Origin of the sequence: Streptomyces sp. NPDC088554 (assembly GCF_044752945.1) — a bacterium.
Lineage (GTDB): Bacteria > Actinomycetota > Actinomycetes > Streptomycetales > Streptomycetaceae > Streptomyces.
The window spans coordinates 218,426-244,739 of record NZ_JBIVMF010000009.1 but is presented as its reverse complement, the minus strand read 5'-3'; the positions used below and the strand labels follow the sequence as shown (position 1 = coordinate 244,739).

Sequence of the window (26,314 nt, the reverse complement as noted above, 5' to 3'; positions counted from 1 at the left end):
GGCAAATACCCCATGCCTGCATCCAGTCGGCAATCCCACGCCCGGCCCAGCGAGCCTCAAAAACCGGCTTCAGAACCGACCGGTGGATCGAGGCTTAGACCGACCGCTGTCCGTCCAGGTCACCCAGCGGCACCACCCCACCGGGCTCGTCCGCGCGGGACGGCCGCAGCACCGGTTCGAGCGCGAGCCGCGAGCCACGAGCAGCGGCCACGGAAAACGCCGGTCCGGCGCGGCTCGGTTCTCCCGAGCCACGCCGGACCGGCGCGGTCCCCCGTGCTTCCCCCGTATTCCCCCGTATTCCCCCGTTCTCCTTTCCCTTTCCCTCTCCCCCGTCCCCCGTCGTTCCCCCGTATCCCCCGTCACGTCGGGGGAGCCGCGCCGTTCCGCCGCCCCGTGTCGGCGGTCCGGCGCCGCGCCCCTTCCGTGGTCCCCACTCTTCCGTCCGGGCGGGTGGCACCCCATCCGCGTCCCTACTCATCTCCCGCACTAGGTACACCTACTCAGAGCTGCGTACCCGACCCCTCGCCCGGCGCCCACTGGCTACGATCACGCTCGTGTCCGTACTCCCTCTCATCTTCACCAGCGGCTGGGCGAGCGGGATCAACGCCTACGCCGTCGTCCTCCTGTTCGGCGTCTTCGGCGCGACCGGGCTCACTGACGAGGTGCCCGCGTCGCTCCAGCGCACCGATGTGCTGATCGCCGCCGGTGTGCTCTTCCTCTGCGACACCGTGGCGGACAAGATCCCGTACGTCGACTCGGTCTGGGACAGCGCGCACACGGTGATCAGACCGCTGGCCGGCGCGGTCGTCGCCGCGCTGTTGGCCGGGCAGAACGGATCGCTGCCGGAGATCGCGGCGGGCGCGGTGGGCGGTTCGACCGCGCTGGTGAGCCATCTGGTCAAGGCGGGCACCAGGATGGCGGTGAACACCTCTCCCGAGCCGTTCAGCAACGTCCTGATGAGCACCGCCGAGGATCTGGGCGTCGCCGGGGTCGTCGTGCTGGCGATATTCCATCCGGTCGCCGCGGCCGTCATCGCGGGCGTCCTGCTGGTGGCCGGCGTCGTGACCGTCGTCTTCCTCGCCTCCAGGATCCGCCGCTTCCTGCGCCGCAGGGCACAGCGCCGCGCGGACCGGGCCGCCCGCCAGGACACCCCCCGGGACCCCGGTCCGCCCGCCCACTAAAGTCCCTGGCATGGCAGGGACTGTGGTGATCGGCGCCGGGATGGGCGCCATGGCGGCGGCCGCCCGACTGGCGGTGGCGGGCCACCGGGTGACGGTGTACGAGCGCGCGGCGACCTACGGCGGCGCGGTGGGCAGGTTCGAGCGGGACGGCTTCGTCTTCGACACCGGCCCCGGGCTGCTGCGGCTGCCCGCCGTCTACCGCGATCTGTTCGTCAAGACCGGCAAGGAGTCCCTGGAGCGGAGCGTCGGCCTCGTCCAGGTGGACCCGGCGAGCCGGCATGTCTTCGCCGACGGTACGCGGGTCACGCTGCCGAACGCCTCGCGGGCCGGCTCGGTCGCCGCCCTCGACGCGGCGCTGGGCGCGGGCGCCGGTGAGCGCTGGGGCGCGTTCCTCGGCCGGGCCAGGGACGCCTGGGACCGCTCGCGCCGGCCGCTGCTGGAGGAGCCTCTGCGGCCCGACTGGGAGGTCCTCGGCCGCGATCCCTATCCGGCGGTACGGCAGCGGCGGCTGCTGCGCGGCGCCCGGCATGCCTCGACACTCGCCGAGATCGGCGCCTGGGAGCTGGCCGACCCCCGGCTGGCCGCCCTGCTGGACGGCTGCGCCCTGTCGTACGGGCTCGATCCGCGCCACGCCCCGGCGAGCGCCGCGCTGCTGCCGTATCTGGAGCAGACCTTCGGCAGCTGGTACGTACGCGGCGGTATGCGGGAGCTGGCGCGGGCGGTGTACGAACGGTGTCTGGCCCGCCGGGTGGAGTTCGTCTTCGGGGCGGAGGTCGTCCGGATCGCCGAGAAGGACGGTGCGGCCGCCGGGATCGAGCTGGCGGACGGCACGGTCGTGGCGGCCGACCGGGTGGTGGCGGGCATCGCGCCGGACCGGCTGCTGGAGCGGGGGCTCCAGGAGGACGGCGGGGTACGGGCGCGGGAGGCGGGCGGCGCCGGGACGCCCGGCCGGTTCACGGTCCTGGCGGCGCTGCGCGGCGCGCGGGACGGGGACGCGGCGCACCGGACGGTGGTGCACTCCCCCGACGGGAGCGCCGAGGCCGCCGAGGTCTTCGCGGGCCGCACCGCCGCCCGGCCCACGGTCACGGTGGAGCGGCCCGACGATCCGGCGACCCGGCCCGACGGCGGCCATGAGGCCGTCACGCTCACCGCGACCGTGGCCGCGCACGGCCCGGTCGACTGGTCCGACGCCGCGCTGCGCGAGCGGTACGCCGAGGTGCTGCTGGAGGCGGCCGGGGCCACCGTCCCCGGGCTGACCGGGCGGCTGCTCTGGCACGAGGTGCGTACGCCCGCCGAGACAGCCGCCGACACGGGCGCCGAGGGCGGTTCCGTACCACCTCCCGCGCTGGCCGGGACGGCGGGGCGGATGCTGTATCCGGCGAACACCACCCGGCTGTCCGGGCTCTACCGCGCGGGCGGCTGGGCGCATCCCGGTGGCGGGCTGGCGCATGCCGGGATGTCCGGGGCGCTGGTCTCGGGGCTGATCGTCGAGGGGCCGGGGTTCCGCGGCTCGCAGTGAGCCGCGCAAGCGCCCGGCGCTCCGTCAGAAGCGGTACTGCTGGTCGTTGAAGCCGGGGTCGAACCCCTGGGCCCGCGGCTGTTCCCGCGGGGTCTGCTCGCCGTCGCGCTCACGTTGCTGCGGGACCCAGACCCCGCCGGGCGGGGTGTCGCCCGCGTACTGCTGAGCGTACGGGTCCGCGTGCTGCTGCGGACCGCCGAAGCCGTCGTACGCGCCGTACTGCTGGCCGCCGCCCGTCGTGCCGACGTACGGGTCGGAGTAGGCGGCGTACTGCTGCTGGCCGGTCCCGGCGCCGGTCCAGTCGTACTGCTGGCCGTAGATGTCCTGGTCGCCGAGGAGGCTCTGGCCCTGGTACCCGGACGCGTAGTCGTCCTGGCCGCTCCGCGCCTGGTTCTGCGCCGGGTAGGGGTCGCGGGTGGCCGCGGCGTAGACGTCCTGGCCGTCGGGCTGCGGGCCGTAGCCGGGGTACGCGTCGAACGCGTCGGCCCACGTCTGCGCGTCGGGGCGGCCCGCGCGATCCTGTCCCGCGCCGTCGGCCGGGTCGTCGTAGAGGCCGTAGCCGTACTGGGCGGTCTCCTCGGGCAGCGGCTCCGGCGCGTACACGGAGACGGGCTCGGCGGCCGGCGCCGCCGGTTCGTACTCCAGGCCGGAGACCTCCAGCGCGGGTTCGCGGTCGGCGGCCTTCGGGCTGTCGTCCTTGCGGCGGCGGCTGGCACCGCCGGCGCCGGGGCCGATCGCCCAGCCGGTCTCGAAGCCCCGGCGGAAGGAGAGCGTCACATAGGTCTGGCCGACCGCGAATCCGATCGTGCCCAGCACGATGACGTAGACGGACGGGATGAGGACTCCGAGGACCACCACCAGGAACCCGGCGAAGGCGAGAACTCGCCAGCGCAGCCGCGCCTTGTTCTGGAGCAGCACCTCACTGAGCAGCCACAGCGCCACGATGCCGAATGCGATGTAGAGGACCGTCCAGCCCATGCCACGCCTCTCCTGCGGCCACCACCCGTGACAGGGCGGGTACGGCCGGTCAGGACTGCTCGTGCAGTCCGAGATTCTCGTAGATTTCGAGCGTCGCCGTGGAGTTGTTGAGCGTGATGAAGTGCAGGCCGGGGACGTCCTCGGCCAGCAGTTCGGCACAGAACTCGGTCGCGAACTCGATGCCAATGGAGCGTACAGCCGCCGGATCGTCCTTGACCGCGAGGAGCCGCTCTTTCAGCCGGGCGGGGAAGACAGCCGTGGAGAGCTGCGGGAGCCGCTCCAGCATTTTGACGCTCGTGACGGGCATGATCTCGGGAATGATCGGTGTCGCGCAACCGGCGGCGGCGACCCGGTCGCGCAGCCGCAGATATCCCTCGGGTTCGAAGAACATCTGGGTGATGGCGTAGTCGGCGCCGGCCCGGCACTTGTCGACGAAGTGCCGGATGTCCGTGTCCCAGTCGGACGAGCGCGGATGCATCTCGGGGAAGGCCGCCACGCCGACGCAGAAGTCCCCGGACTCCTTGATGAGACGGACCAGCTCGGCCGCGTAGCGCACCCCCTCGGGGTGCTTGACCCACTCGCCCATGGGGTCGCCGGGCGGGTCCCCGCGGACCGCGAGGATATTGCGGATCCCCGCGTCGGCGTACTGCCCGACCATGTTGCGCAGCTCGGCGACGGACTGGCCGACGGCGGTCAGGTGGGCGACCGGGGTGAGCGTGGTGTCGGCGGCGATCTGCTGGGTCGCCTTGACCGTGCCCGCGCGGGTGGAGCCGCCCGCCCCGTAGGTCACGGAGACGAAGCTCGGCGCCACGGCCTCGACCCGGCGCAGCGCGTCCCAGAGGTTGCGCTCCCCCTTCGGGGTTTTGGGCGCCCAGAACTCGAACGAGAGGGAGGTCTTGCCGGACGCGAGCAGGTCACGCACGGCCGGTGCGTGATCCGATCTGGTCGAAGCTGTGCCAAGGGCCATACGGGCAGGTTAGCGAGAGGTGGCCGCCACCCCAACCATGCGTTGGATTTTTGTCGGCTTTATTCCGCTTACTGTCCACGCCTCGATACGGCGTACGACAAGATCGGGCCATCCGCTCCCGTACGCACCGGATCAAGCCACCCGCTCCCGTACGCGCCGGGCCAGGGCGGCCGTCGCGGCGGCCGGGTCGTCGGCCTCGGTGATGGCCCGTACGACGACGATCCTGCGGGCCCCCGCGTCGAGCACCTCGTCGAGACGGGCCGCGTCGATCCCGCCGATCGCGAACCAGGGGCGCTCCGGGGCCCGCGCGGCCGCGTAACGCACCAGGTCGAGCCCCGGGGCGTGGCGGCCGGGCTTGGTCGGGGTGGGCCAGCAGGGCCCCGTACAGAAGTAGTCCACGCCGGGCTCGGCCAGGGCCGCGTCCACCTCGGCCTCGGCGTGGGTGGAGCGGCCGATCAGCGGTGTGCCGCCGAGGATCGCGCGGGCGGCCGGGACGGGCAGGTCACCCTGGCCCAGATGGAGTACGGCGGAGCCGATGGCGTGGGCGATGTCCGCCCGGTCGTTCACGGCGAGCAGGGCGCCGTGGCGGCGGCAGGCGTCCGCGAAGACCTGGAGGTGGTCGAGCTCCTCGGCCGCTTCCATGCCTTTGTCGCGCAGCTGCACGATGTCCACGCCGGAGGCGAGCACCGCGTCGAGGAACTCGGGAAGGTCCCCCTGGCGCCTGCGGGCGTCCGTACAGAGATAGAGCCGTGCGTCGGCCAGCGGTGCGGCGGCCGTGGGCATGGGAGGTCCCCCCGTTTCGGTTCGGTCGGGTGCGCGGCGGCATCCCCCGCCGAGGGGGGCGCCGCCGCGCACCGCGGACAGTGCGGGCGTCAGACGGCGAGGGCCTGGGCCCGACGCTTCACCTCCGTGCCGCGGTTCTCGCTGAGTGCCTGCGCGGGTGTACCCGGCAGGCTGGGGTCGGGGGTGAAGAGCCACTCCAGCATCTCTTCGTCGCTGAAGCCGTCGTCCCTCAGGAGCGTCAGGGTCCCGCTGAGTCCCTTGACCACCTTGGTGCCGTCGATGAAGGCGGCGGGCACCTGGAGCGCCCTGTTCTCACCACGGCGCACGGCGATCAGCTGGCCATCCCTCACCAGCTGCCGTACACGCGTCACCTCGATATCGAACATTTCGGCGATATCAGGCAGGTAGAGCCAGGCAGGGACGAGAGCATCGATCTTTGCGTCAATCTCGGTCACAGGACAAGCGTGCCATCCCGGACTGACAGTCGGTAGCCAAGGCCGCCTGATCGGGCACTCGTCCGGTCACAGAACGGCCTTGCGCAGCGGTACGGAGGGGTCCGCGGCCGCAAGCTGATCGAGGCGGGCGCCCGCCTCGATCAGCTTGCGGCCCTGTGCCAGGTCCCGGGGGCGGCCGACCGCCAGCAGGGCCACCAGCACCCCGTCCCGCAGCCACACCACGGACCAGGCGGCGTCCCCGGGGTCGCCGCGCCGCACCAGGGTGCCGGCCGCCGTGTGGTGGCCCGCGTACTGCACGAACCGGCCGAACTGCTCCGACCAGAAATACGGCACCGGGTCGTAGACCTGTTCGCTCTCGCCCATGACCTGGGCGGCGACCGTGCGCGGCCCCTGGAGCGCGTTGTCCCAGTGGTGGACGAGCAGCCGCTCGCCGTAGCGCGCGGACGGGAAGGAGGCGCAGTCACCGACCGCGTACACCCCCGGCAGCGAGGTTCGCAGCCGGTCGTCGGCGGTGACGGAGCCGTCCGCGCCCAGCGCGATGCCGGACCCGGCCAGCCAGCCGGTCGCCGGGCGCGCGCCGATGCCCACGACCACCGCGTCGGCGGACAGCCGGGTGCCGTCCGCGAGGAGGACCGCGCCCGGCTCGACACCGGCCACGCGCGCGTGCGTCAGCAGTTCGGCGCCGCTCTCCGCGTACCAGCCCGCCATGGGGGCGGTCACCTCTGCGGGCAGGGCGCCCGCGAGCGGCCGGTCCGCCGCCTCGACGACCGTCACCGCGCACCCCGCCTCCCGGGCGGCCGTGGTGAACTCCGCGCCGATCCAGCCCGCGCCGACGACCACGACGGAGCGCCGCTGTTCGAGGACGGGGCGCAGCCCCTCCGCGTCGTCGAGCGTGCGCAGCGCGTGGACACCGGCCGCGCCCCCGGTGCCCGCGAGCCCGACCGGCTCCGCGCCGGTGGCGATCACCAGGACGTCGTACGGGACGGGCCCGGCGGCGGTGTCGATCTCGCGCTCCGCCGGGCGCAGCCCGGTCGCCTCCAGGCCGAGCCCCAACTCGACGGAGAGCGCGCCGAAGTCGAGGTCGAAGGCCGAGCTGTCCGCCTTGCCCAACAGCAGCGCCTTGGACAGCGGCGGCCGGTCGTAGGGCGGGTGCGGCTCGGCCCCGATCAGGGTGACGGGCCCGTCGTACCCCTTCTCCCGCAGGGCAACTGCGGTCTGCACCCCCGCCATCCCGGCTCCGACGATCACCACACGCGGCTCGCTCATCGGTGCCTCAGCCCGCCGTCGGCACGGAGACCGGCAGCTGCTCCACGACGCTGGTGCCGCTGCCCTCCTGGGACTCCCACCGCCAGCTCTCGGTCAGCCTGACGCGCCCGTCGGGCAGCTCGGAGACCGTGGAGAGGCAGTGCCCCGACGAGGTCGTGCCGTCCTGCTTCAGCTGTACGTAGCGGAAGTCCAGCCGGTCGCCCGCGCGGGTCCCCACCAGATGTCCGCGCACCACGTCACCGCCCTCGTACCGGGCCCGGATCACGCCGTCCCGCTCGTGGTAGACGAAGCGGGTACCGGTGCCCACCTGGCCGGGAGCCTGGTCGGCGACCGGGGAGAGGACGAGTCCGTCCAAGGAACGGGCCATGACGAAGGCTCCCTTACTGCGCGGGCGGCGGAACGTTAGTCTGGCCAGCGACACTACCTCGCGGGAGTCCGGACGCACCGGGCTGAGAGGGAGGCTGACGCGGCCTCCGACCGTACGAACCTGATCCGGGTCATGCCGGCGAAGGGAGGGGCTGGACGCCCATGCAGTCGTCTTCTGCCTGCCATACCGCCCCCGACGTCCTGGTCGTCGGGGGCGGGATCATCGGCCTCGTCACGGCGTGGCGGGCCGCGCAGCGCGGGCTGAGCACCGCCGTCGCGGACCCCGATCCGGGCGGCGGGGCCGCGCGGGTCGCGGCCGGGATGCTCGCCGCCGTCACCGAACTCCACTACGGGGAGCAGACGCTCCTCGGTCTCAACCTGGCCTCCGCCGCGCGCTATCCCGCGTTCGTCGCCGAACTGGAGGCGGCGAGCGGCCTGGACACCGGCTACCGCGCCTGCGGCACCCTCGCCGTCGCCCTCGACACCGACGACCGCGCCGAACTGCGCGACCTGCACGCCCTCCAGCGGCGTTCGGGGCTGGCCTCCGAGTGGCTCACCGGGCGCGAGTGCCGCCGCCTGGAGCCGATGCTCGCGCCCGCCGTGCGCGGCGGGCTGCGGGTCGACGGCGACCACCAGATCGACCCGCGCCGGCTGGCCACGGCCCTGCTGGCCGCCTGCGCGCGCGCCGGGGTCGTCTTCCACCGCGTACGGGCCGACCGGCTCACCGTCGCGGGCGACCGCGCCACCGGAGCCGTGCTCGCCGACGGCCGCGCGCTCACCGCCGGCCAGACCGTGCTGGCGGCGGGCAGTCTCAGCGGCGGGCTCCCCGGCGTACCGCAGGAAGTACTGCCGCCGGTACGGCCCGTGAAGGGCCAGATCCTGCGGCTGACCGTGCCCCGTCCGTACGCGCCCTTCCTGTCCCGGACCGTACGGGCCGTGGTGCGCGGCAGCCATGTCTATCTCGTGCCGCGCGAGAACGGCGAGCTGATCGTCGGCGCCACCAGCGAGGAACTGGGCTGGGACACCACGGTCACCGCGGGCGGCGTGTACCAACTGCTGCGGGACGCGCACGAGCTGGTCCCCGGCATCACCGAACTCCCCCTCACCGAGACCCTGGCGGGGCTGCGCCCCTGCTCCCCCGACAACGCGCCCCTGCTCGGCCCGACCGCCCTGCCGGGGCTCCAGCTGGCCACCGGGCACTATCGCAACGGGGTGCTGCTCACCCCGGTCACCGGCGACGCGCTGGCCACCGCGCTGACCACGGGGGCCCTCCCGGCGGAGGCCCGCGCCTTCAGCCCGCTGCGCTTCGGCGCGCGCCCGACGGCCTCCCCCACGGTTCTCCCGTCCGATTCCGTACGTCAGGAGCAGTCCGCATGACCTCCGGCAGCACCCCCGCACCCGCCACCATGACCACCACCATGACCACCACCGTGACCGTCTCGGTGAACGGCGAGCCACGGGTGCTGGCCGCCCCGGTCACCCTCGACACGGTGGTCGCCGCCCTCACCCCCGCGCCCTCGGGTGTCGCCGCGGCCGTCAACGAGACCGTGGTCCCGCGCACCCGGTGGTCCGGCACGCCGCTCGGCGACGGCGACCGGATCGAGATCCTCACCGCCGTCCAGGGAGGCTGACCATGACCGACGATCCGCTGATCATCGGGGACACCGTCTTCACCTCCCGGCTGATCATGGGGACCGGCGGGGCGCCCAGCCTCGACGTACTGGAGCGGTCCCTCGCCGCCTCCGGGACCGAGCTCACCACGGTCGCGATGCGCCGCCTCGACCCGACCGTCCAGGGCTCCGTCCTGTCCGTCCTCACCTCCCTGGGCATCCGGGCCCTGCCCAACACCGCGGGCTGCTTCACCGCCGGGGAGGCCGTCCTGACCGCCCGGCTCGCCCGCGAGGCGCTCTCCACCGACTGGATCAAGCTGGAGGTGGTCGCGGACGAGCGCACCCTCCTGCCCGACCCGATCGAGCTGCTGGACGCGGCGGAGACGCTGGTCGACGACGGCTTCACGGTCCTGCCGTACACCAACGACGACCCCGTGCTCGCCCGGCGGCTGGAGGACGTGGGGTGCGCGGCGATCATGCCGCTGGGCTCCCCGATCGGCTCGGGCCTCGGCATCCGCAATCCGCACAACTTCCAGCTGATCGTGGAGCACGCGCGCGTGCCGGTGATCCTGGACGCGGGCGCAGGCACCGCCTCGGACGCGGCCCTGGCGATGGAGCTGGGGTGCGCCGCCGTGATGCTGGCCTCGGCGGTCACCCGCGCGCAGGAGCCGGTGCTGATGGCCGGGGCGATGCGCCACGCGGTCGCGGCGGGCCGGCTCGCCCACCGCGCGGGCCGGATCCCCCGGCGCCACTTCGCGACGGCGTCGTCGCCCGCCGAGGGGGTGGCGCGGCTGGATCCGGAGCGGCCCGCGTTCGCCTGAGGAACGCCCGTACGGAGAGCGTCACAGGTCAGTTCCAGTAAGCGGCCCGGTCAGCACCCCTGTCGGTGGCGGCTCGTAGACTCGGCGCCGTGGACACGACCCTTCACGACCCCATCGTCGGGCAGCTGCTCGACGGCCGCTATCGCGTCGACGCGCGCATCGCCGTCGGCGGTATGGCCACGGTCTACCGGGCCGTCGACACCCGGCTGGACCGGGTCCTGGCGCTCAAGGTGATGCATCCGGCGCTCGCCGCCGACGTCTCCTTCGTGGAGCGCTTCATCCGCGAGGCCAAGGCGGTGGCCCGGCTGTCGCACCCCAACATCGTCGCCGTCTTCGACCAGGGCGCGGAGGGAGCGTACGTCTATCTGGCGATGGAGTACGTCGCCGGGTGCACCCTGCGCGATGTGCTGCGCGAGCGCGGCGCGCTCCAGCCCCGGGCGGCGCTGGACATCCTGGAGCCGGTGCTGGCGGCGCTGGGGGCCGCGCACCGGGCGGGCTTCGTCCACCGGGACATGAAGCCGGAGAATGTGCTGATAGGGGACGACGGACGGGTCAAGGTCGCCGACTTCGGCCTGGTACGCGGGGTCGGGGACGTCACGGACACGACCGGGGCCGTCCTCGGGACCGTGTCGTACCTCGCCCCCGAGCAGATCGAGCACGGCACCTCGGACCGGCGGGTCGACGTGTACGCGTGCGGGGTCGTCCTGCACGAGATGCTGACCGGCGCCAAGCCGCACGGCGGGGACACCCCCGCCCAGGTGCTCTACCGGCATCTGAACGAGGACGTCCCGGCGCCCTCGCAGGCCGTGCCGGGGCTCGCCCCCGAGCTGGACGCGCTGGTCGCGGCGGCCACCGCGCGGGAGCCCGAGGTGCGCCCCGAGGACGCGGTGGCCCTGCTCGCGCTCACCCGTGAGGCGCGGAGCGGGCTCACGGACGCCCAGCTGGACGCCGTACCACCGCAGGCGCGGCCGGAGGCAGGGGCGGGGGCCGAGAGCCGTACGACGGTGATCCCGCGCGTCCTGCCCGCCGAGGCGGGGGAAGCTCCGAACCGTACGAGCAGGCTGGAGACGGCTCCCCCGGGCCGCACACCGCCCGCCCGGTCGCGCGGCCGGATCGCGGCGCCCCGGCAGGGCGTCGTCGTGGCGATCCTCGCCGCGCTGCTGGCCCTCTCGCTGGGGGCCGGTGTCTGGTACATCAACTCCGGGCAGTTCACCCGGGTCCCCTCGGTGCTCGGCCGCAGCGAGCAGGAGGCCAGGAAGCGGCTGACCGACGAGGGTCTCGACGTAAAGGTCGCCGAGGGCTTCAGCGACGCGTACGGACGCGGCACGGTCATGGGCACCGACCCCGAGCCCCGCTCCCGGGTCCGGGGCGGCGGCCCGGTGACGATCGTCGTCTCGCGCGGCCCCGCGAGCGTCCGGGTGCCCGACCTGAGGGGCCGGACCCTGGCCGAGGCCAGAAGCGCCCTGAAGAAGGACGGGCTGGCCGCCGGGGTGGTCAGCGAGGAGTTCGACGACACCGTCGCCCGGGGCTCCGTGATCCGTACGACCCCGGCCGCCGGTACGGACATACGGCCCGACGCCGGGGTCGAGCTGGTGGTGAGCAAGGGCGCCGCGATCGACGTCCCCGATGTGACCGGCCGGTCCGCCGACGCCGCCACGGCCGAGCTGGAGGGCGCCGGGCTCACGGTGCGGATCTCCGCCACCCGGGTGAACTCCACCGTGGCCGAGGGCTCCGTCGTCAGGCAGTCCGCGCCCGAGGGCGCCCGGCTGGCCCGGGGCGACACGGTCACGCTGACGCTCTCCAAGGGCCCGCGGATGGTCTCCGTACCCGAGGTGACCGGGCAGAAGGCCGACGACGCCAGGAAGACGCTGGAGGCCGCGGGCTTCACGGTCACCGTGGAGCGCGGCTTCCCGTATCTGGGCGACACGGTCGGCAAGCAGTCGGTGGCGGGTGGCGACAAGGCCCCCGAGGGCAGCACCATCACTCTCACGACCAAGGGACTCTAGATCCATGCGCGACCCCGTCGCCCTGCGCAACCCTGTCGGCGGCCATGTCCCCGTGGCCGGCGGCCTCGCGACCATCGGCCTGTCCTACGCGCGCGAGCTGGGCGCCGAGGCCGTCCAGGTCTTCGCCGCCAATCCGCGCGGCTGGGCGACGCCCGCCGGGAATCCGGCGCAGGACGAGCGCTTCCGCGCCGAGTGCGAGGCGGGGCGGATCCCGGCGTACGTCCACGCCCCGTATCTGATCAACTTCGGCTCCCACTCGGAGGCGACCGCCGAGAAGTCCGTGGAGTCCCTGCGCCACAGCCTGCGCAGGGCCCGTGAGATCGGCGCGCTGGGGGTGGTGGTCCACACCGGCTCCGCGACCGGCGGCCGGTCCCGCGAGGTGGCGCTCGCGCAGGTACGGGAGCTGATGCTGCCGCTCCTCGACGAGCTGGACCGGGACGACGATCCGTTCCTGCTGCTGGAGTCGACCGCGGGACAGGGCTTCTCGCTCTGCTCCAGGACCTGGGACTTCGGCCCGTACTTCGACGCCCTGGACGCCCACCCCAAGCTGGGCATCTGCCTGGACACCTGCCATATCTTCGCGGCCGGACACGATCTGACCGGGCCGCACGGGATGCGGCAGACGCTGGACCTGCTGGTGGAGACGGTCGGCGAGGGACGGCTCAAGCTGATCCACGCCAATGACTCCAAGGACGTGGCGGGCGCCCACAAGGACCGTCACGAGAACATCGGCGCGGGCATGATCGGCGAGGAGCCGTTCCGCGAGCTGTTCTCCCACCCGGCGACCGCGAACGTACCGCTGGTGATCGAGACCCCCGGCGGCCCGTCCGGGCACGCGGCGGATGTCGAGCGGCTGAAGAAGCTGCGCGACGGCTGAAGCGGCGGTCGAAGCCGCGGTCGAAGCGCGGTTGAAACAGTGGCTCAGCGACGGCCGAGCAGATCTACAGCTCCGGGCCGTCGCCCGGGACCTCCTGGTAGGAGTAGCGCTGCTCGGCCCAGGGGTCGCCGATATTGTGATATCCGCGCTCCTCCCAGAACCCCCGGCGATCGGCCGTCATATACTCCACGCCCCTGACCCATTTGGGTCCCTTCCAGGCGTACAGATGCGGCACCACGAGCCGTACCGGAAATCCGTGCTCGGCGGTGAGCAGTTCACCGTCCTTGTGGGTGGCGAATATCGTGCCGTCCGCCAGGAAGTCCGCGATCCGCAGATTGGAACTGAAGCCGTACTCGGCCCAGACCATCACATGGGTGGCCTCGGGCGCCGGCGGTGCGAGTTCCATGACCGTACGGGCGGACACACCGCCCCATTCGGCTCCCACCATGCTGAACTTCGTCACGCAGTGCAGATCGGCGACGACCGACGAGAACGGCAGAGCCGTGAATTCCCCGTGATTCCAGCAGTGTTTGTCACCGTCTGCGGTGGCGCCGAAGACGCGGAACTCCCAGCGCTCCTGCCGGAACTTCGGTACGGGCCCGTAATGGGTGACCGGCCAGCCGCGCTGCAATCGCTGTCCCGGTGGCAGCTCGGACTGTTCCGGCTCTTGCTGCTCCCGGCTCTCCGGCTGACCCATGTCTTCCATGGTGACAGACCGGGGAGGGTGGTCATGACCAGCCACGAACCGATTCGGGCAACTCCTACTAAGCATGCACTTACTGGACGGTCCGCCGAGGACGGTGCAAAGATGCGCGCATTCCGCCCCTTCACCTTGCTTTGGAAGGAGCCTCTGCGATGCAGGGCGACCCCGAGGTCATTGAATTCCTCAATGAGCAGCTGACCGCCGAACTGACCGCGATCAACCAGTACTTTCTGCACGCGAAGATGCAGGAGAACTTCGGCTGGACCAAGCTCGCCAAGTACACCCGCGCCGAATCGTTCGACGAGATGAAGCACGCCGAGCTTCTCACCGACCGGATTCTCTTCCTGGACGGCCTGCCGAACTATCAGCGGCTCTTCCACGTAAGGATCGGCCAGACCGTCACCGAGATGTTCCAGGCCGACCGGCAGGTCGAGGTGGAGGCGATCGACCGACTCAAGCGCGGAATCGATGTCATGCGGACCAAGGGGGATCACACGTCCAAGGGCATCTTCGAGTCGATCCTGGAGGACGAGGAACACCACATCGACTATCTGGACACCCAGCTGGAGCTGGTCGAGAAACTCGGTGAGCCGCTCTACATCGCCCAGCTGATCGAGCAGCCGGAAGGCTGAGACCGGAGGGCCGAGACCGGTCGACGCCGGCACTGGAAGGCCAGGGGCCGTCCGACAGAGAGCGCCGTCCGTCCGCAGGGCGGGGCTCGCGGCGCCCGGTGCGTGCGATCGCAAGGCGGTGGGGGTGCCCCCGGACGGAGTCCGGGGAGGCAGCCGGGGGAGTACGTGCCAGGCGCCGCGAGCCTGGGGGCACCTCCCCGGCCGAAGGCCGGGGGAGGGATGTGCCGGACAGCCCCTAGGCCGCCTCACCCACGGGAACAGGCGCGGACACCGGGGCCGGCCGCGCCGCACCGGGAGGAAGGTCCTGGTCGAGCAGCTCGCGGCGCGGGCAGCCGCCCCGGCCGAGGAGCGACTGGATCCGGCGCACGCACGAGCCGCAGTCCGTGCCCGCCTTGCTGGCCGACGCGATCTGGCGCGGGGTGCACGCCCCGGCCGCCGCGTGTTCCTTGACCTGTGTCTCGGTGATACCGAAGCACGAGCAGACGTACACGCGGTTCACCTCCCGGCGGGGTTCGAGTCGGGCCACCCCGAACGCTTTCGGTGAGGCTAACCTAACCTTACCCGTCCTCGCACCCGCGGAAAAGTCCCGGAAACGGCAGTGGGGTACGGATCACATCGATCCGTACCCCACTGCCGCACTACCACCGTTTCTACTGGTCGCGGTACATCTCCGCGACCAGGAACGCCAGGTCCAGCGACTGGCTGCGGTTGAGCCGCGGGTCACAGGCCGTCTCGTACCGCTGGTGCAGATCGTCGACGAAGATCTCGTCGCCGCCGCCCACGCACTCGGTGACATCGTCACCGGTCAGCTCGACATGGATACCGCCCGGATGCGTCCCGAGGCCCTTGTGGACCTCGAAGAAGCCCTTGACCTCGTCGAGCACGTCGTCGAAGCGGCGGGTCTTGTGGCCGGAGGCCGCCTCGAAGGTGTTGCCGTGCATCGGGTCGGTCACCCAGGCCACCGTGGCACCGGAGGCCGTGACCTTCTCGACCAGGTCGGGCAGCTTGTCCCTGACCTTGTCGGCGCCCATCCGGACGATGAAGGTCAGCCGGCCCGGCTCGCGGTCGGGGTCGAGCCGGTCGATGTAGGTCAGCGCCTCGTCGACGGTGGTCGTCGGGCCGAGCTTGATCCCGATCGGGTTACGGATCTTCGAGGCGAACTCGATGTGCGCGCCGTCCAGCTGGCGAGTGCGTTCACCGATCCAGACCATATGACCGGATACGTCGTACAGCTTGCCGGTACGGGAATCCACCCGGGTCAGCGCCGACTCGTAGTCCAGCAGCAGCGCCTCGTGCGAGGAGTAGAACTCGACCGTACGGAACTCCGCCGGGTCGGTGCCCGCGGCCTTCATGAAGTTCAGCGCGTTGTCGATCTCGCGCGCCAGCTGCTCGTACCGCTGGCCGGACGGGGACGACTTCACGAAGTCCTGGTTCCAGGCGTGCACCTGGCGCAGGTCGGCGTAGCCACCGGTGGTGAAGGCACGGACCAGGTTGAGCGTCGCGGCGGACGCGTTGTACATCCGCTTGAGCCGCTCGGGGTCCGGGACGCGGTCCTTCTCGTTGAAGGCGAAGCCGTTGACCGAGTCGCCGCGGTACGTCGGCAGGGTCACGCCGTCCCGGGTCTCGGTGCCCTTGGAGCGCGGCTTCGAGTACTGCCCGGCGATCCGGCCGACCTTGACCACCGGCACGGACGCCGCGTACGTGAGGACCGCGCCCATCTGGAGCAGGGTCTTCAGCTTGTTGCGGATCTGGTCCGCGGAGACCCCGTCGAACGCCTCGGCGCAGTCGCCACCCTGGAGCAGGAACGCCTCGCCCCGCGCCACCGCTCCCATCCGGTCCCGCAGCTGATCGCACTCGCCCGCGAAGACGAGCGGGGGATAGGTCCCCAGCTCGGCCACGACCTCGCGCAGGGCTTCCCGGTCGGGATAGTCCGGCTGCTGGGCAGCGGGAAGATCCTGCCAGGACGGCACATCGGTCGTGGGCTTCTCTGCGTTCACAGTCACGCGCACCAGATTACGTGGTCCCGGGACATGCCCACGTTCCCGCTCACAGTGTGGAACGGGGACGCGTGCGCCATGGTGCCGCTCGTGTTCACGCACTCGCTTCGGACCCGGTGGTGGCCGACTCATCCGGCGGCCGACTGAGCGACGCGCGCGTCGACGAATCGAAGGCCGCCCGAGGGGCGGCCTTCAGCGCTTCCGACGTTTCCGGTGTTTCCGGTGTTTCCGGTGTTTCCGGCCCGGAGCAAGCGATCCGGAGGCGTGGGGCGGGCCGCTCCTCTTCGCCGTCCGGCGCACCTTCGAGGGACGCGTCCCCGGCTTCGGCAGGGCCGACGCCCTCGCCCTCTTCCGGCGCTGCTCGCCGGAGAGCGTGGCGCGTACCGGACATTTCTCACCCATACGGGTGAGCCCACCCTCGTCGGAGCCGGCCCCGAGGTCCACGTCCGGATGACCGGCGGGACCGTCGTGATGAACCCGGTCTCCGGCACCTTCCGCTATCCGCCCGAGGGCCCGGACGTCGACGGGCTGCTGGAGTTCCTCGGCGACCGCAAGGAGACCGCAAGGAGACCGACGAACTGTCCATGGGTCGTCGACGAGGAGCTGAAGACGATGTGCGCCGTCGGCGACCGGGGCGGCGTCGTCATCGGCCTCCGGTTCAAGGAGATGGCCCATCTCGCGCACACCGAGCACGAGTTGCGCGGGCGCTCCTCCCTCGATGTGCGCGAGGTTCTCAAGGAGACGACGTTCGCCGCGACCGTCACCGGCTCGCCCGTCCAGAACGCCTGCCGGGTCGTCGAACGCCACGAGTCCGGCGGGCGCGGCTACTGCCGGGGGCGCGCTCGTCCTCATCGGACACGACACCGAGGGTGTCCTCGCCGCCGATGACGATCAACGCGTCGACGCCCCGCTCGGCGAGGTCCGCCCCGATCCGGCGGACGCCGTCCCCGGCCTTCAGCGGATGGGTGCGCGAGGAGCCGAGCACGGTGCCGTCGAGCGGGCCGCGCCGGCCGTCGCGGAACCCGGTGAACTCGTAGCCGTACTCCTGGACACCCTTGCGCACGATGGCGCGGATGACCGCGTTGAGCCCGGGGCGGTCGCCGCCCCCGGTCAGCGCTCCGACTCGGATGAAAAGCACATCCCCTCGCCGTCGGTCGGGGCACCCGGGCCACCGGCAGGGTGACTCGGGTCACTCCGGCATGGTGCGTGGGCTCCCCCGCGTCGCACCGGACGGCGGACGGGACGCTTTACGGCGCTTCGACGGCCCCGGGGCGTCAGACGTCGTCGAGACCGCGCTCTATGGCGTAGCGCACCAGCTCGACGCGGTTGTGGAGCTGGAGCTTGCCGAGGGTGTTCTGCACGTGGTTCTGCACGGTGCGGTGCGAGATGACCAGCCGCTCGGCGATCTGCTTGTACGAGAGCCCCTTGGCGACCAGCCGCAGCACCTCGGTCTCCCGGTCGGTCAGCCGTGGCGCCTTCGGCTCGTCGGACGCGGCGGGCGCGGGCTCGGAGGCGAGCCTGCGGTACTCCCCGAGGACCAGCCCGGCCAGCCCGGGGGTGAACACCGGGTCCCCGGCCGCCGTCCGGCGCACGGCGTCGGTCAGCTCCTCCGTACTGGCCGACTTGAGCAGATAGCCGGTGGCCCCCGACTTGACCGCTTCCAGTACGTCGGCGTGCTCACCGCTGGCCGAGAGCACCAGCACCCGCAGCCCCGGCAGGGCGGCGACCAGCTCCTTGCAGACCTGAACGCCCGGCATACCGGGCAGATTGAGGTCCAGGACCAGCACCCGCGGCGTCGCGGCCAGCGCCCGGCGCACCGCCTGCGGGCCGTCCCCCGCGGTCGCGACGACCTCGAAGCCCGCCGCCTCCAGATCCCGGGCGACCGCGTCCCGCCACATCGGGTGGTCGTCGACCACCATGACCCTGATCGATCCGTCCGTCATGTCCCGCCCGCTCATCGCTCCGTCTTCCCCCGTACCCGTGGAACTTTCAGTTCGACCTCGGTGCCCTGTCCCGGCACCGAGATCACCTCGGCCGTACCGCCGAGCTCCCGCAGCCGCCCCCGGATGGAGAGCGCGACCCCGAGCCGCCCCTCCCCCTCGGCCTGCGCGAGCCGGCCCTCCGGGATGCCGGGGCCATCGTCCCGTACGGTCACGATCACCTCGTCCGGCCAGTCCTCGACCAGGATCCAGGCGGCGGCGTCCGTACCCGCGTGTCTGCCGACATTGTCCAGGGCGGCACCGACAGCCGCCGCCAGCTCCCCGGCCGCGCCGGCCGCCAGCAGCACCGGGGCTCCCGGCTCCGAGAAGGTGACCCTGGAACCGGCGTACGGCGCGAGGAGTGCCCGCAGGTCACACATCCCGTCCGGGGGCGCCACCGCTGGGGCCGTGCCTCGCGCCGTGCCGTACGACGTGCCGTACGGGACCCGGGTGGCGGGCACCAGCCCGGTGGAGACCAGGGTCCGCAGGGCGACCTCCTGCTCCCCCGCCATCCGGCCCAGCTCCGCCGCCTCGCCGCCCATCGCCGTACCGCGCCGCTGCACCATCGCCAGCACCTGGAGCACACTGTCATGGATGTCCCGGGCCAGCCGCTCGCGCTCCCGCGTCGCCGCCTCGATCTCCAGCGCGCGGGCGAGAGTCGCCTCGGAGGCGCGGGCCACCTCGACGACGTACCCGATGGCGATCGAGGCGACCCACACCAGCAGGACGTTGTGGAGCGTGTCCCGGCTGGGATGGCCGCGCTCGATCAGATTGGCCACCGCGACGAAGGAGGACGCGGCGGCCGCCCAGCGCCAGCCGCCCTTGATGGCGAAGGCCAGCACGGAACCGGCGGCCCATATCGACGGCAGAGTCGGCCCGTCGATCTGCCGGGCCTGTACGTCGGCCAGCGGCGTCAGCAGGATGCCGGTGAGCGCGACGGTGAGATCGGCGACGAGGAAACGCCGCGTACAGCTGTCCTCGTTGGCCACCTTCGGAAGCGTGCCGACGGTCCAGACGGCCAGGAACGCCAGAAAACAGACGGCGACCCAGGGACGCTCGAACCGGTCCTGCTCGAAGACGAAGAGCAGGACCGCGTACATCATCGTCAGCGTCCGATAGCCGCTCAACGCCCGCCACAACGGCTGCTCGACCGACACAGGGCCCCCCCTTTCCGTAAGGCTCGGTTCGCCTCCGGGGCGCTCTTGTCGCTGTCGACGGTCGACCGTGCCCGGTCTCCGTCCTCGGAAACCTCCGCGCTCTCTTTCGACAGCGACGCGCCCCTTCGGTCCACTCGCCGCCGGGGTGGACGCGTCCCGGCCGCCGGGTGACCGTACCCGGAGCATGGTCAGCCGTCGTCGTGACGCGTCCGGGCGGGCAACGAGCGCGTCCAGAGCCTCGTCGCCTACTGCCCCTTCGGCGTGGCCGACGCCCTCGCGGCCTTCGCCTTCGCTTCCTCCGCCAACTGCCGCTTCGCCGCCGTCGCGTAGACGTCCACGTACTCCTGGCCGCCGAGCTTCATGATCTCGTACATGACCTCGTCGGTCACCGACCGCAGGATGAACCGGTCGCCCTCCATGCCCTGATAGCGGGTGAAGTCCAGCGGCTTGCCGATCCTGATCCCCGGGCGCATCAGCTTGGGGACCACCTTGCCGGGCGGCTGGATCTTCTCCGTGTCGATCATGGCGACCGGGATCACCGGGGCGCCGGAGGCGAGGGCCACTCGGGCCAGGCCGCCCGGCTTGCCCCGGTAGAGGCGGCCGTCGGGCGAGCGGGTGCCCTCGGGGTAGATGCCGAAGAGTTCGCCGTTCTCCAGAACCTTGATCCCGCTCTGGATCGCCGCCTCGCCCGCACCGCGCGCGCCCGAGCGGTCCACGGGCAGCTGGCCGACGCCCTTGAAGAAGGCCGCGGTCAGCTTGCCCTTCACCCCGGGCGAGGTGAAGTACTCGGACTTGGCGATAAAGGTGACCTTGCGGTCGAGCACCGCCGGAAGGAAAAACGAGTCGGAGAACGACAGATGGTTGCTGGCGAGGATCGCCGGCCCCTCCGCGGGGATGTTCTCAAGGCCCTCCACCCACGGCCTGAACGCGAGTTTCAGGGACCCGCCGATGGAGAACTTCACTGCGCCGTAGATCAACTCGGGTGCCTCCTGTGTGCTGTCGGACAGACCTTAACCCGTGGGGCGCCCCCGCTCTCCTTCATGGGGGCCGGACGGACCTGGTCGGTGTCGGTCCGGTCGCGTACGGTGAATAGCACCTTCCGGACCACGAACTTCCAGACTTACGAACAGGAGCCCCTGTGCCGGTCCTGCCTGGAGCCGAGCCGTACCGCCATGAGGGCGGGGAGGTCGGTGTCCTTCTCTGCCACGGATTCACCGGCTCCCCGCAGTCGCTGCGCCCCTGGGCGGAGTATCTGGCCGAGCGCGGGCTGACGGTCTCCCTGCCTCTGCTGCCCGGCCACGGCACCCGCTGGCAGGACATGCAGATCACCGGCTGGCAGGACTGGTACGCGGAGGTGGACCGCGCCCTGCGCGAGCTGCTGGAGCGGTGCTCCCAGGTCTTCGTCCTCGGGCTCTCCCTGGGCGGGGCGCTGGCGCTGCGGCTCGCCGCGAAGCACGGCCGGGCGGTAGACGGGGTGGTCGTGGTCAATCCGGGGATCAAGGTGCACGGCGCGGCGGCGTTCGCGCTGCCGGTGCTCCGCCATCTGATCCCGTCGACCAAGGGGATCGCGAGCGATATCGCCAAGGGCGGTTCCCAGGAGATCGGTTACGACCGGGTGCCGCTGCACTCCGCCCACTCGCTGCGGAACTTCTTCCGGCTGGTGGATACGGCGCTGCCGCAGGTCACCCAGCCGTTGCTGCTGCTGCGCAGCGCCCAGGACCATGTGGTGCCGCCCGCCGACTCGGCCCGGATCCTGAGCCGGATCTCCTCGGTGGACGTCCGCGAGGTCCTGTTGGAACAGAGCTACCACGTCGCGACGTTGGACCATGACGCGGAGCGGATCTTCGAGGAGAGTCACGCGTTCATCGGCCGGCTCGCTCCGACTGTCGGGAAGAAGGGGAGCGCCACCGGTGGCTGAGCATGACGCGGACCGTGAGCCGCAGCCGATCGACGAGGACGCCGCGTGGGCGGCGATCGTCGCGGGGTACGGCGAGGAGCCGCCGGACCCGCCCGGCGCCAAGCCCTTCAAGTCGGTCGACGATCTGGCCCTGTTGGAGAGCGAGCGGAACAGCGCAGGCCCTGCTCCGGACGGCGCGGTTCCGGAGAAGCGGGCCGCCGAGAAGGCTCCCGGGCCGAACGCGGCGAAGGACTTCGCGAAGGACACCGACACCCCCGCGCAGCCGGAGAAGGACGAGCCGGTGAAGCCCGTGCTGGGCGGCTCGGTGGTCTTCGCGCCCGGTGTCGGCGGTCCGCGCGACTATCAGCTGACCGATCCGGACGGGGCCGACGCCGAGGACGCCGGGGGCGACGAGGGGCACTTCGTCCCGCCGGAGCCGCCGCCGCTGCCCGAGGCCGATGTGACGACCAGGTTCGCCTGGCTCGCGGTGGTCGGCGGTCCGGTGCTGATGCTGATCGCGGTCCTGCTCCAGTGGGACATGACCTGGTGGCTGACGACGCTCTGCGTCGGCGGCTTCCTGGGCGGCTTCATCACCCTGGTCGCGCGGATGAGCGGGGACGACGACGAGAGCGACGACCCGGGCCGGGGCGCGGTCGTCTAGTGCTGCGGCCGGAAGGTTTGCCGTGGGCTCGCGGCGTCCGGTGCGGTGCATCGCACGGCGGAGGATCGGCCTCGTACTGGACGTACTCGGCCGACCTCCGACAACGCGGCGAGGTGCCGTGCCGGGCCGGGCGTCGCGAGCCGGTGAACCTTTCCGGCCACAGCACTAGCAGCCGGGGCGCGGCCGGAAGCCGCGAGAGAAGCTACGCGGCGGGTACGCGCAGGGCGGCCAGCACCGGAAGGTGGTCCGTGGCCGCCCTCAGGTCCGCGTCGCCGACTCCCGGCAGTCCGCGCGGCACACCACAGCCGAGGACCCCGATGCCCTCGGTGGCGAAGACCGCGTCGATGCGCTGATGCGGGCCGGCCGCCGTCGAGGTGTGTTCGCCGCCCCAGGGCGCGACCGTCCGGCAGTCGCGCAGCTTCCCCGCGATCAGCCGGAACCCGCGCCCGTCCGGCCGTTCGTTGAGGTCCCCGCCCGCGATGGCGTACGGCACGTTCATGGCCGCCAGCCGGTCGAGGACCATCCCCGCCTGGGCGTAGCGCTCGTCGGCCCGCAGGCTCAGATGGCAGCTGAGCACCCCGAACCTGGCGCCCCCGATCCGTACCACCGCCGTGGCGAAACCGCGGCGGTGCAGTCCGGGGGTGTGCGGCAGCAGGATGTCCTCGGTCCGCTCGACCGTAGTGCGCAGCGAGCAGAGCAGCAGCGGTCCGGTGGCGGGGGCGCCGCCACCGAGCACCACGAGCCCGGTGTGCGCGGCCAGCCAGGCGGCGTGCCGGCGCCAGTGGAAGAAGCGCGGGGCCTCCTGGACAAGGACCAGGTCGGGCGCGCAGGCGGTGATCACCCGGGCCAGCGCGTGGCGGTCGTCGCGCATCGAGCGGATGTTGTAGCTGAGCACCCTGATCACGGCCGAACCATCGGGTTCGGTACGGGAGACGGGCAGCGGGGGCAGCATCCGGCCACGATAGCGGGGCGTCCCCGGTGCGCGGGCCGACATGACGGCGCCCGCCGTACCGAAGGGGTACGACAGGCGCCGCAACGCTGAACTAGCCCTGTCTGGCCAGGTCCGCCGCTCCCACGAGCCCTGCCTCGCCGCCCAGTTGGGCCGCGAGCACCTGGGCGTGCGGGCGCCACTCGCCGCCGATCAGCCAGCGCCGGAACGACTTGCGGATCGGTTCGAGGACGAGTTCGCCCTCGTCCGAGACACCGCCGCCGACGATGAACGCGGACGGGTCGAAGAGCGAGGCCAGGTCGGCCAGCCCCGCGCCCGCCCAACGCGCCAGTTCCCGGAAGGAGTCGATGGCCACCGGGTCGCCCGAGCGGGCGGCGGTGCTGATGTGCCGTCCCTCGATGCCCTCCGGGGTGCCGTCGCCGAGTCCGAGCAGGATCGCCGCGCTCTCGGGGGTGGCGTTGGCGCGCTGGCGCGCGTACCGGACGAGGGCACGCCCGGACGCGTACTGCTCCCAGCATCCCTGGCTGCCGCAGCCGCACAGCAGCCCGTCGGGGACGACCCGGATGTGCCCGAACTCGGCGGCCACGCCGAAGCGTCCGCGGCGCAGCTTGTTGCCGATGATGATGCCGCCGCCGAGCCCGGTGCCGAGCGTGATGCAGATGACGTCGTCGTGGCCCTGGCCCGCGCCGAACCTGTACTCGCCCCAGGCCGCCGCGTTGGCGTCGTTCTCCACGACGACCGGCAGTCCGACTCGCTGCTCGACCTTGTCCTTGAGCGGTTCGTACCGCCAGTTGATGTTCGGCGCGAAGAGTACGGTGGCCCGCTTGTCGTCCACGTACCCGGCGGCGCCGATACCGACCGCCTCGATCCGGTGCCCCTCGCCGGCACCGGAGACCGCGGCGCAGATCGCGTCCACGATGCCTTCGGCGGTCGGCGGGGTGGGCACCTTGTGCGTCTCCAGGATCGTGCCCTCTTCGTCGACCACGCCGGCCGCGATCTTCGTGCCGCCGATGTCGACGCCGATGGTGAGTCCCATGTGTCCCTCAGTTTTCGGTCGAGCCCCGCTACCGGCCAACCGTACCCGAGGGAGGGCGTCGGACCGGTCAGTCCAGGTCGATAGGACCGCCGGTCGCGGGCCCCTGGTCCCTGGGGTCGGTGGGGTCGTCCGACTTCTTCGTGTCGGTGGGGGCGGAGCCCTGGGTCCAGCGGGTCTCCTGGGTCTCGACGGCCGAGCGGTAGGCCGCGAGCAGCTCTCCCCCGGCGGCGGCGAGGTGGTCGAAAACCCCGGGGTTGCGCTCGATGACGGGCTCGACGGCGGCCTTCGCCTGGTTGAGGAGCTGCTGTACGGCGCCCTGCGCGGCGATGCCGAACAGCGGGCCGGGAAGCGAGGAGACCTTGTCGGCCACCGCGTCGACCAGCTTGCGCAGCTCCTCCGCGGCGGATCCCGGCGGCGGCCCGTAGGCCGCGCGGCGGCGCTCCTTCTCCGCCGCCAGATCCTCGGCACAGGCCGTGGCCCAGGCATCCGCGTCGGCGTCGGGGCGCTCGGTGGCATCGCTCATGGGGTACTCCCGCGTCAGGAAGGTGCTTACTACCGACGGTACCCGACCGGCCCCCGCTCTCTCAGAGCCTGCCGGGTGGCCCCGATCGGAAAGCGGACGCGGTCCGGTGCGCTGCGCTCGCTCCGCCTCGGTGCCTGGATTCATCCTCCGGATGCCGAGCGCGATTCCAAGGCGCCGGAGTGTCCTCGCAGCGGAGCCACTGAAATATTTCGACAACGCCGGAAGCGTGCGTACCAGGACGTGAACGCCCGGTCAGAGGTCGTCCGACGGGCTCTCAGGGGGTGCGCGGCCACAGCCCGGGGTCGGGCTCGAATCTGACCCGCAGCACACCGTCCGTGAGGGCCGCGCCGGTGACCGTACAGCGGCGGAGCGCGGACGGCAGTGGGACGACGCGGCGGAACGCGCCGACCGTGAGCAGGAGTTCGTCGTCCCGGCGCACCAGGCCCACTTCGCTCTTGACCGCTCCGGGCACGGGAACGCACCAGACCAGCAGGTTCTCCTCCGCGAGCCGGTCCTCGACGGGCCACTCCGCGACGGCGGGCGCCGGCCCCGTACCGGCCGCGTCGAGCGACGCGAGGTCGTCGGGCCCGCGCGGATCCCGCCCCAGATGCGCGACCTCGCGCACCGGCCACCCCTGCTCGCACCACGCGTCGAGGCACGTGCGCTGCTGGGCGACGAGCGTCGCGAGCCAGGCGGACCCGTCCGCGGGCAGGACCCGGTTGGGTACGAGGAGGTCGACCCGCAGTCCGTACAGCGCGAGCGCGGTACGGGCGGACCGCAGCGCCCGATCGGCGGCGGGCCCGGGTTCCGCGACCAGCCGGACCGTCGTCCCCGGGGCCTCGATCAGCTCCTGGACGGCGGCCAGCTCGGTGTCCCACCGGGCGGCGGCCTCGTACAGCCACTGGGAGGGCATGGGCAACCCGGCGAGCTGGGCCATCATCGGGCGCAGCGCGCGGGCGGCCTGCCGTTCCCGGGGCAGCAGCCGGCGTATGTACCGCCGCAGCTGCTCGGGCAGGGCGAGCAGGGCGAGGGCGTCGAACAGCGGCGGCATATCGACGACCACCGCGTCCCAACGGCCGCGCCCGGCCCGGCGCAGGGCGTGCAGCAGGGCGAACTGCTCGCTGCCGGGCAGTTCGGTCAGCTCCTCACCGGCCAGTGGCCGGGCGCCGAGCAGATCGAGCCCGGCGGAGATCCGTTCCTGGAAGCCGAGCAGTTCCGTACGGAAGTGCTCACCGGAATCCACGCACGCGGCCCAGAGCCCCCCGGCGACCTCGACGGGTTCCGCACCGGGAGCGACACCCAGCACATCACCGGAAGCGGAAGCGGAGAGGAACAGAACACGTCCCCCCTCCCCCGCCGCCGCCAGCGCACTGGCCGCCGCGATGGTGGTACGGCCCGCGCCGCCGGGACCGGTGACCAGGACCGTACGCACAGGGGGTCAGGCTCCCGAACCGGATTCGACGCGTCGCTTGAGACCGTCCAGGGCCCGGTCGATGATGACCTTCTCGGCCTTGCGCTTGATCATGCCGAGCATCGGGATCTTGACGTCGACGGTCAGCTGGTACGTGACCTCCGTACCGCCGTCCACCACGCTCAGGAGGTACATCCCGTCCAGGGCGCGCAGCATCTGCGACTTGACGAGGGTCCAGCTGACCTCGCTGTCGCCCCAGGTGTAGGCGAGCGTGTGGTCGTCCTTGATCGCTCCGGCGTCGAGCACCAGCCTGACCTGCTCGGCGCGGCCCCGGGCGTCGGTGGCGAGCACCTCGGCCTCCTTCACCTCGCCGGTCCACTCCGGGTAGCGGGCGAAGTCGGCGATCACTCCCATGACCACGGCCGGTGCCGCCTCGATCGTGATGCTCGAACTGGTGTGTTCCGCCATCGCCGTGCCTTTCCGGTGCTGGATACGCGCGCTGTGCAGGCTATCGCGAGTGCGTCCACCCCTGGTGACCGG

The 26,314-nt window shown here is 72.2% G+C and carries 28 protein-coding genes, 1 pseudogene and 1 riboswitch; of the genes and pseudogenes, 11 read left to right on the top strand and 18 right to left on the bottom strand.

The genetic code is table 11. From position 1 onward, the window contains the following. Positions 1-554 precede the first annotated feature (554 nt). Positions 555-1,181, top strand: coding sequence for a DUF4126 domain-containing protein (locus ACIP8W_RS13855; protein ID WP_402151902.1), 627 nt, complete (start codon positions 555-557; stop codon positions 1,179-1,181). Between the two features lie 10 nt (positions 1,182-1,191). Then, positions 1,192-2,700 carry a phytoene desaturase family protein gene (locus ACIP8W_RS13850; protein WP_402203049.1) on the top strand — a complete coding sequence of 503 codons (1,509 nt, stop codon included), beginning with the start codon at positions 1,192-1,194 and terminating at the stop codon, positions 2,698-2,700. Positions 2,701-2,724: 24 nt separating this feature from the next. Here the strand turns inward: ACIP8W_RS13850 and ACIP8W_RS13845 are convergent, their stop codons facing one another. The 6 genes from ACIP8W_RS13845 to ACIP8W_RS13820 form a co-directional block, all read right to left on the bottom strand. Then, on the bottom strand, positions 2,725-3,678 hold the full coding sequence (locus ACIP8W_RS13845) for a hypothetical protein (RefSeq protein ID WP_401948547.1): 954 nt from the start codon (positions 3,676-3,678) through the stop codon (positions 2,725-2,727). Positions 3,679-3,727: 49 nt separating this feature from the next. Then, positions 3,728-4,645: a methylenetetrahydrofolate reductase [NAD(P)H] gene (gene metF, locus ACIP8W_RS13840; RefSeq protein WP_401948545.1), complete on the bottom strand. Its 918-nt coding sequence runs from the start codon at positions 4,643-4,645 to the stop codon at positions 3,728-3,730. Between the two features lie 132 nt (positions 4,646-4,777). Continuing rightward, a complete protein-coding gene (thiE, locus tag ACIP8W_RS13835; protein ID WP_402203047.1) occupies positions 4,778-5,428 on the bottom strand; it encodes a thiamine phosphate synthase in 651 nt (216 codons plus the stop codon). A gap of 89 nt (positions 5,429-5,517) precedes the next feature. Next, positions 5,518-5,883, bottom strand: a complete 366-nt coding sequence (locus ACIP8W_RS13830; RefSeq protein ID WP_401948540.1) for an Rv2175c family DNA-binding protein — start codon at positions 5,881-5,883, stop codon at positions 5,518-5,520. Between the two features lie 66 nt (positions 5,884-5,949). Then, positions 5,950-7,149, bottom strand: coding sequence for an NAD(P)/FAD-dependent oxidoreductase (locus tag ACIP8W_RS13825; RefSeq protein WP_402203045.1), 1,200 nt, complete (start codon positions 7,147-7,149; stop codon positions 5,950-5,952). Positions 7,150-7,156: 7 nt separating this feature from the next. Next, positions 7,157-7,516, bottom strand: a complete 360-nt coding sequence (locus tag ACIP8W_RS13820; RefSeq protein WP_401948535.1) for a hypothetical protein — start codon at positions 7,514-7,516, stop codon at positions 7,157-7,159. A gap of 50 nt (positions 7,517-7,566) precedes the next feature. Further along, positions 7,567-7,680: riboswitch (TPP riboswitch) on the top strand. Between ACIP8W_RS13820 and thiO the strand changes: the two genes are divergently transcribed. The 5 genes from thiO (at position 7,678) to ACIP8W_RS13795 (ending at position 12,829) form a co-directional block, all read left to right on the top strand. After that, the gene (gene thiO / locus ACIP8W_RS13815) at positions 7,678-8,892 is read left to right on the top strand and encodes a glycine oxidase ThiO (protein WP_402203044.1); all 1,215 of its coding nucleotides are present in this window, start codon (positions 7,678-7,680) and stop codon (positions 8,890-8,892) included. (Overlaps the previous riboswitch by 3 nt.) A gap of 29 nt (positions 8,893-8,921) precedes the next feature. After that, the gene (gene thiS / locus ACIP8W_RS13810; RefSeq protein ID WP_401949483.1) at positions 8,922-9,146 is read left to right on the top strand and encodes a sulfur carrier protein ThiS; all 225 of its coding nucleotides are present in this window, start codon (positions 8,922-8,924) and stop codon (positions 9,144-9,146) included. A gap of 2 nt (positions 9,147-9,148) precedes the next feature. After that, positions 9,149-9,946: a thiazole synthase gene (locus tag ACIP8W_RS13805; protein WP_402203042.1), complete on the top strand. Its 798-nt coding sequence runs from the start codon at positions 9,149-9,151 to the stop codon at positions 9,944-9,946. 89 nt (positions 9,947-10,035) lie between these two features. Continuing rightward, the gene (pknB, locus tag ACIP8W_RS13800; protein ID WP_402203040.1) at positions 10,036-11,952 is read left to right on the top strand and encodes a Stk1 family PASTA domain-containing Ser/Thr kinase; all 1,917 of its coding nucleotides are present in this window, start codon (positions 10,036-10,038) and stop codon (positions 11,950-11,952) included. 4 nt (positions 11,953-11,956) lie between these two features. Next, on the top strand, positions 11,957-12,829 hold the full coding sequence (locus ACIP8W_RS13795; RefSeq protein WP_401948524.1) for a deoxyribonuclease IV: 873 nt from the start codon (positions 11,957-11,959) through the stop codon (positions 12,827-12,829). Between the two features lie 64 nt (positions 12,830-12,893). Here the strand turns inward: ACIP8W_RS13795 and ACIP8W_RS13790 are convergent, their stop codons facing one another. Then, positions 12,894-13,526, bottom strand: a complete 633-nt coding sequence (locus ACIP8W_RS13790) for a sulfite oxidase-like oxidoreductase (protein ID WP_401948521.1) — start codon at positions 13,524-13,526, stop codon at positions 12,894-12,896. 158 nt (positions 13,527-13,684) lie between these two features. On the opposite strand from ACIP8W_RS13790, the gene bfr reads away from it, so the two are divergent. Continuing rightward, positions 13,685-14,164: a bacterioferritin gene (gene bfr / locus ACIP8W_RS13785; protein ID WP_401948518.1), complete on the top strand. Its 480-nt coding sequence runs from the start codon at positions 13,685-13,687 to the stop codon at positions 14,162-14,164. 235 nt (positions 14,165-14,399) lie between these two features. Here the strand turns inward: bfr and ACIP8W_RS13780 are convergent, their stop codons facing one another. Together ACIP8W_RS13780 and ACIP8W_RS13775 are read right to left on the bottom strand one after the other, a co-directional pair. Further along, entirely contained in the window at positions 14,400-14,663 is a 264-nt protein-coding gene (locus ACIP8W_RS13780; RefSeq protein ID WP_401949480.1) for a bacterioferritin-associated ferredoxin, read from the bottom strand. Positions 14,664-14,814: 151 nt separating this feature from the next. Continuing rightward, entirely contained in the window at positions 14,815-16,173 is a 1,359-nt protein-coding gene (locus ACIP8W_RS13775) for a class II 3-deoxy-7-phosphoheptulonate synthase (protein ID WP_401948516.1), read from the bottom strand. 201 nt (positions 16,174-16,374) lie between these two features. Here ACIP8W_RS13775 and ACIP8W_RS13770 point away from each other — a divergent pair, with 201 nt between their 5' ends. Continuing rightward, a complete protein-coding gene (locus tag ACIP8W_RS13770; RefSeq protein WP_401948513.1) occupies positions 16,375-17,049 on the top strand; it encodes a chorismate-binding protein in 675 nt (224 codons plus the stop codon). Here the strand turns inward: ACIP8W_RS13770 and ACIP8W_RS13765 are convergent. From ACIP8W_RS13765 to ACIP8W_RS13750, 4 genes and pseudogenes are all read right to left on the bottom strand, one after another. Continuing rightward, positions 17,009-17,290 (bottom strand): annotated as a pseudogene (locus ACIP8W_RS13765) (6-phosphofructokinase); the annotation flags it as partial. The gene ACIP8W_RS13770 and the pseudogene ACIP8W_RS13765 overlap by 41 nt on opposite strands. Positions 17,291-17,435: 145 nt before the next feature. After that, complete coding sequence (locus ACIP8W_RS13760) at positions 17,436-18,104, bottom strand: response regulator (RefSeq protein ID WP_401948510.1); 669 nt, start codon at positions 18,102-18,104, stop codon at positions 17,436-17,438. Positions 18,105-18,115: 11 nt separating this feature from the next. Then, positions 18,116-19,297 carry a MacS family sensor histidine kinase gene (gene macS, locus ACIP8W_RS13755; RefSeq protein ID WP_401948508.1) on the bottom strand — a complete coding sequence of 394 codons (1,182 nt, stop codon included), beginning with the start codon at positions 19,295-19,297 and terminating at the stop codon, positions 18,116-18,118. A 245-nt stretch (positions 19,298-19,542) separates the two neighbouring features. Next, positions 19,543-20,274: a lysophospholipid acyltransferase family protein gene (locus ACIP8W_RS13750; protein ID WP_402203036.1), complete on the bottom strand. Its 732-nt coding sequence runs from the start codon at positions 20,272-20,274 to the stop codon at positions 19,543-19,545. Between the two features lie 161 nt (positions 20,275-20,435). Between ACIP8W_RS13750 and ACIP8W_RS13745 the strand changes: the two genes are divergently transcribed. Both ACIP8W_RS13745 and ACIP8W_RS13740 read left to right on the top strand, forming a co-directional pair. Then, complete coding sequence (locus ACIP8W_RS13745; protein WP_402203034.1) at positions 20,436-21,215, top strand: alpha/beta hydrolase; 780 nt, start codon at positions 20,436-20,438, stop codon at positions 21,213-21,215. Then, entirely contained in the window at positions 21,124-21,855 is a 732-nt protein-coding gene (locus tag ACIP8W_RS13740; RefSeq protein WP_402203032.1) for a hypothetical protein, read from the top strand. The genes ACIP8W_RS13745 and ACIP8W_RS13740 overlap by 92 nt, the downstream gene beginning before the upstream one ends. Before the next feature lie 202 nt (positions 21,856-22,057). Here ACIP8W_RS13740 and ACIP8W_RS13735 read toward each other — a convergent pair whose 3' ends face one another. From ACIP8W_RS13735 to ACIP8W_RS13715, 5 genes are all read right to left on the bottom strand, one after another. Further along, a complete protein-coding gene (locus ACIP8W_RS13735) occupies positions 22,058-22,807 on the bottom strand; it encodes an endonuclease/exonuclease/phosphatase family protein (protein WP_401954111.1) in 750 nt (249 codons plus the stop codon). Between the two features lie 91 nt (positions 22,808-22,898). Continuing rightward, positions 22,899-23,840, bottom strand: coding sequence for an ROK family glucokinase (locus ACIP8W_RS13730; protein ID WP_401954113.1), 942 nt, complete (start codon positions 23,838-23,840; stop codon positions 22,899-22,901). Between the two features lie 67 nt (positions 23,841-23,907). Continuing rightward, positions 23,908-24,363 (bottom strand): DUF5304 domain-containing protein, encoded by a 456-nt coding sequence (locus tag ACIP8W_RS13725; RefSeq protein ID WP_401954116.1) that lies wholly within the window; start codon positions 24,361-24,363, stop codon positions 23,908-23,910. A 274-nt stretch (positions 24,364-24,637) separates the two neighbouring features. Then, positions 24,638-25,795 carry an ArsA family ATPase gene (locus tag ACIP8W_RS13720; RefSeq protein ID WP_402203029.1) on the bottom strand — a complete coding sequence of 386 codons (1,158 nt, stop codon included), beginning with the start codon at positions 25,793-25,795 and terminating at the stop codon, positions 24,638-24,640. Positions 25,796-25,801: 6 nt separating this feature from the next. Continuing rightward, positions 25,802-26,242, bottom strand: a complete 441-nt coding sequence (locus ACIP8W_RS13715; RefSeq protein WP_401954121.1) for an SRPBCC family protein — start codon at positions 26,240-26,242, stop codon at positions 25,802-25,804. Positions 26,243-26,314 lie beyond the last annotated feature (72 nt).

Bases quoted from the DNA above. Each gene is read 5' to 3' on its own strand.
- ACIP8W_RS13740 (WP_402203032.1), top strand. From the start codon at position 21,124: ATGACGCGGAGCGGATCTTCGAGGAGAGTCACGCGTTCATCGGCCGGC.
- bfr (WP_401948518.1), top strand. From the start codon at position 13,685: ATGCAGGGCGACCCCGAGGTCATTGAATTCCTCAATGAGCAGCTGACC.
- thiS (WP_401949483.1), top strand. From the start codon at position 8,922: ATGACCACCACCATGACCACCACCGTGACCGTCTCGGTGAACGGCGAG.
- ACIP8W_RS13825 (WP_402203045.1), bottom strand. From the start codon at position 7,149: ATGAGCGAGCCGCGTGTGGTGATCGTCGGAGCCGGGATGGCGGGGGTG.
- ACIP8W_RS13715 (WP_401954121.1), bottom strand. From the start codon at position 26,242: ATGGCGGAACACACCAGTTCGAGCATCACGATCGAGGCGGCACCGGCC.
- ACIP8W_RS13725 (WP_401954116.1), bottom strand. From the start codon at position 24,363: ATGAGCGATGCCACCGAGCGCCCCGACGCCGACGCGGATGCCTGGGCC.
- thiE (WP_402203047.1), bottom strand. From the start codon at position 5,428: ATGCCCACGGCCGCCGCACCGCTGGCCGACGCACGGCTCTATCTCTGT.
- thiO (WP_402203044.1), top strand. From the start codon at position 7,678: ATGCAGTCGTCTTCTGCCTGCCATACCGCCCCCGACGTCCTGGTCGTC.
- ACIP8W_RS13790 (WP_401948521.1), bottom strand. From the start codon at position 13,526: ATGGGTCAGCCGGAGAGCCGGGAGCAGCAAGAGCCGGAACAGTCCGAG.
- ACIP8W_RS13820 (WP_401948535.1), bottom strand. From the start codon at position 7,516: ATGGCCCGTTCCTTGGACGGACTCGTCCTCTCCCCGGTCGCCGACCAG.
- metF (WP_401948545.1), bottom strand. From the start codon at position 4,645: ATGGCCCTTGGCACAGCTTCGACCAGATCGGATCACGCACCGGCCGTG.
- ACIP8W_RS13850 (WP_402203049.1), top strand. From the start codon at position 1,192: ATGGCAGGGACTGTGGTGATCGGCGCCGGGATGGGCGCCATGGCGGCG.
- ACIP8W_RS13845 (WP_401948547.1), bottom strand. From the start codon at position 3,678: ATGGGCTGGACGGTCCTCTACATCGCATTCGGCATCGTGGCGCTGTGG.
- ACIP8W_RS13805 (WP_402203042.1), top strand. From the start codon at position 9,149: ATGACCGACGATCCGCTGATCATCGGGGACACCGTCTTCACCTCCCGG.
- ACIP8W_RS13760 (WP_401948510.1), bottom strand. From the start codon at position 18,104: ATGACGGACGGATCGATCAGGGTCATGGTGGTCGACGACCACCCGATG.
- ACIP8W_RS13735 (WP_401954111.1), bottom strand. From the start codon at position 22,807: ATGCTGCCCCCGCTGCCCGTCTCCCGTACCGAACCCGATGGTTCGGCC.
- ACIP8W_RS13795 (WP_401948524.1), top strand. From the start codon at position 11,957: ATGCGCGACCCCGTCGCCCTGCGCAACCCTGTCGGCGGCCATGTCCCC.
- ACIP8W_RS13730 (WP_401954113.1), bottom strand. From the start codon at position 23,840: ATGGGACTCACCATCGGCGTCGACATCGGCGGCACGAAGATCGCGGCC.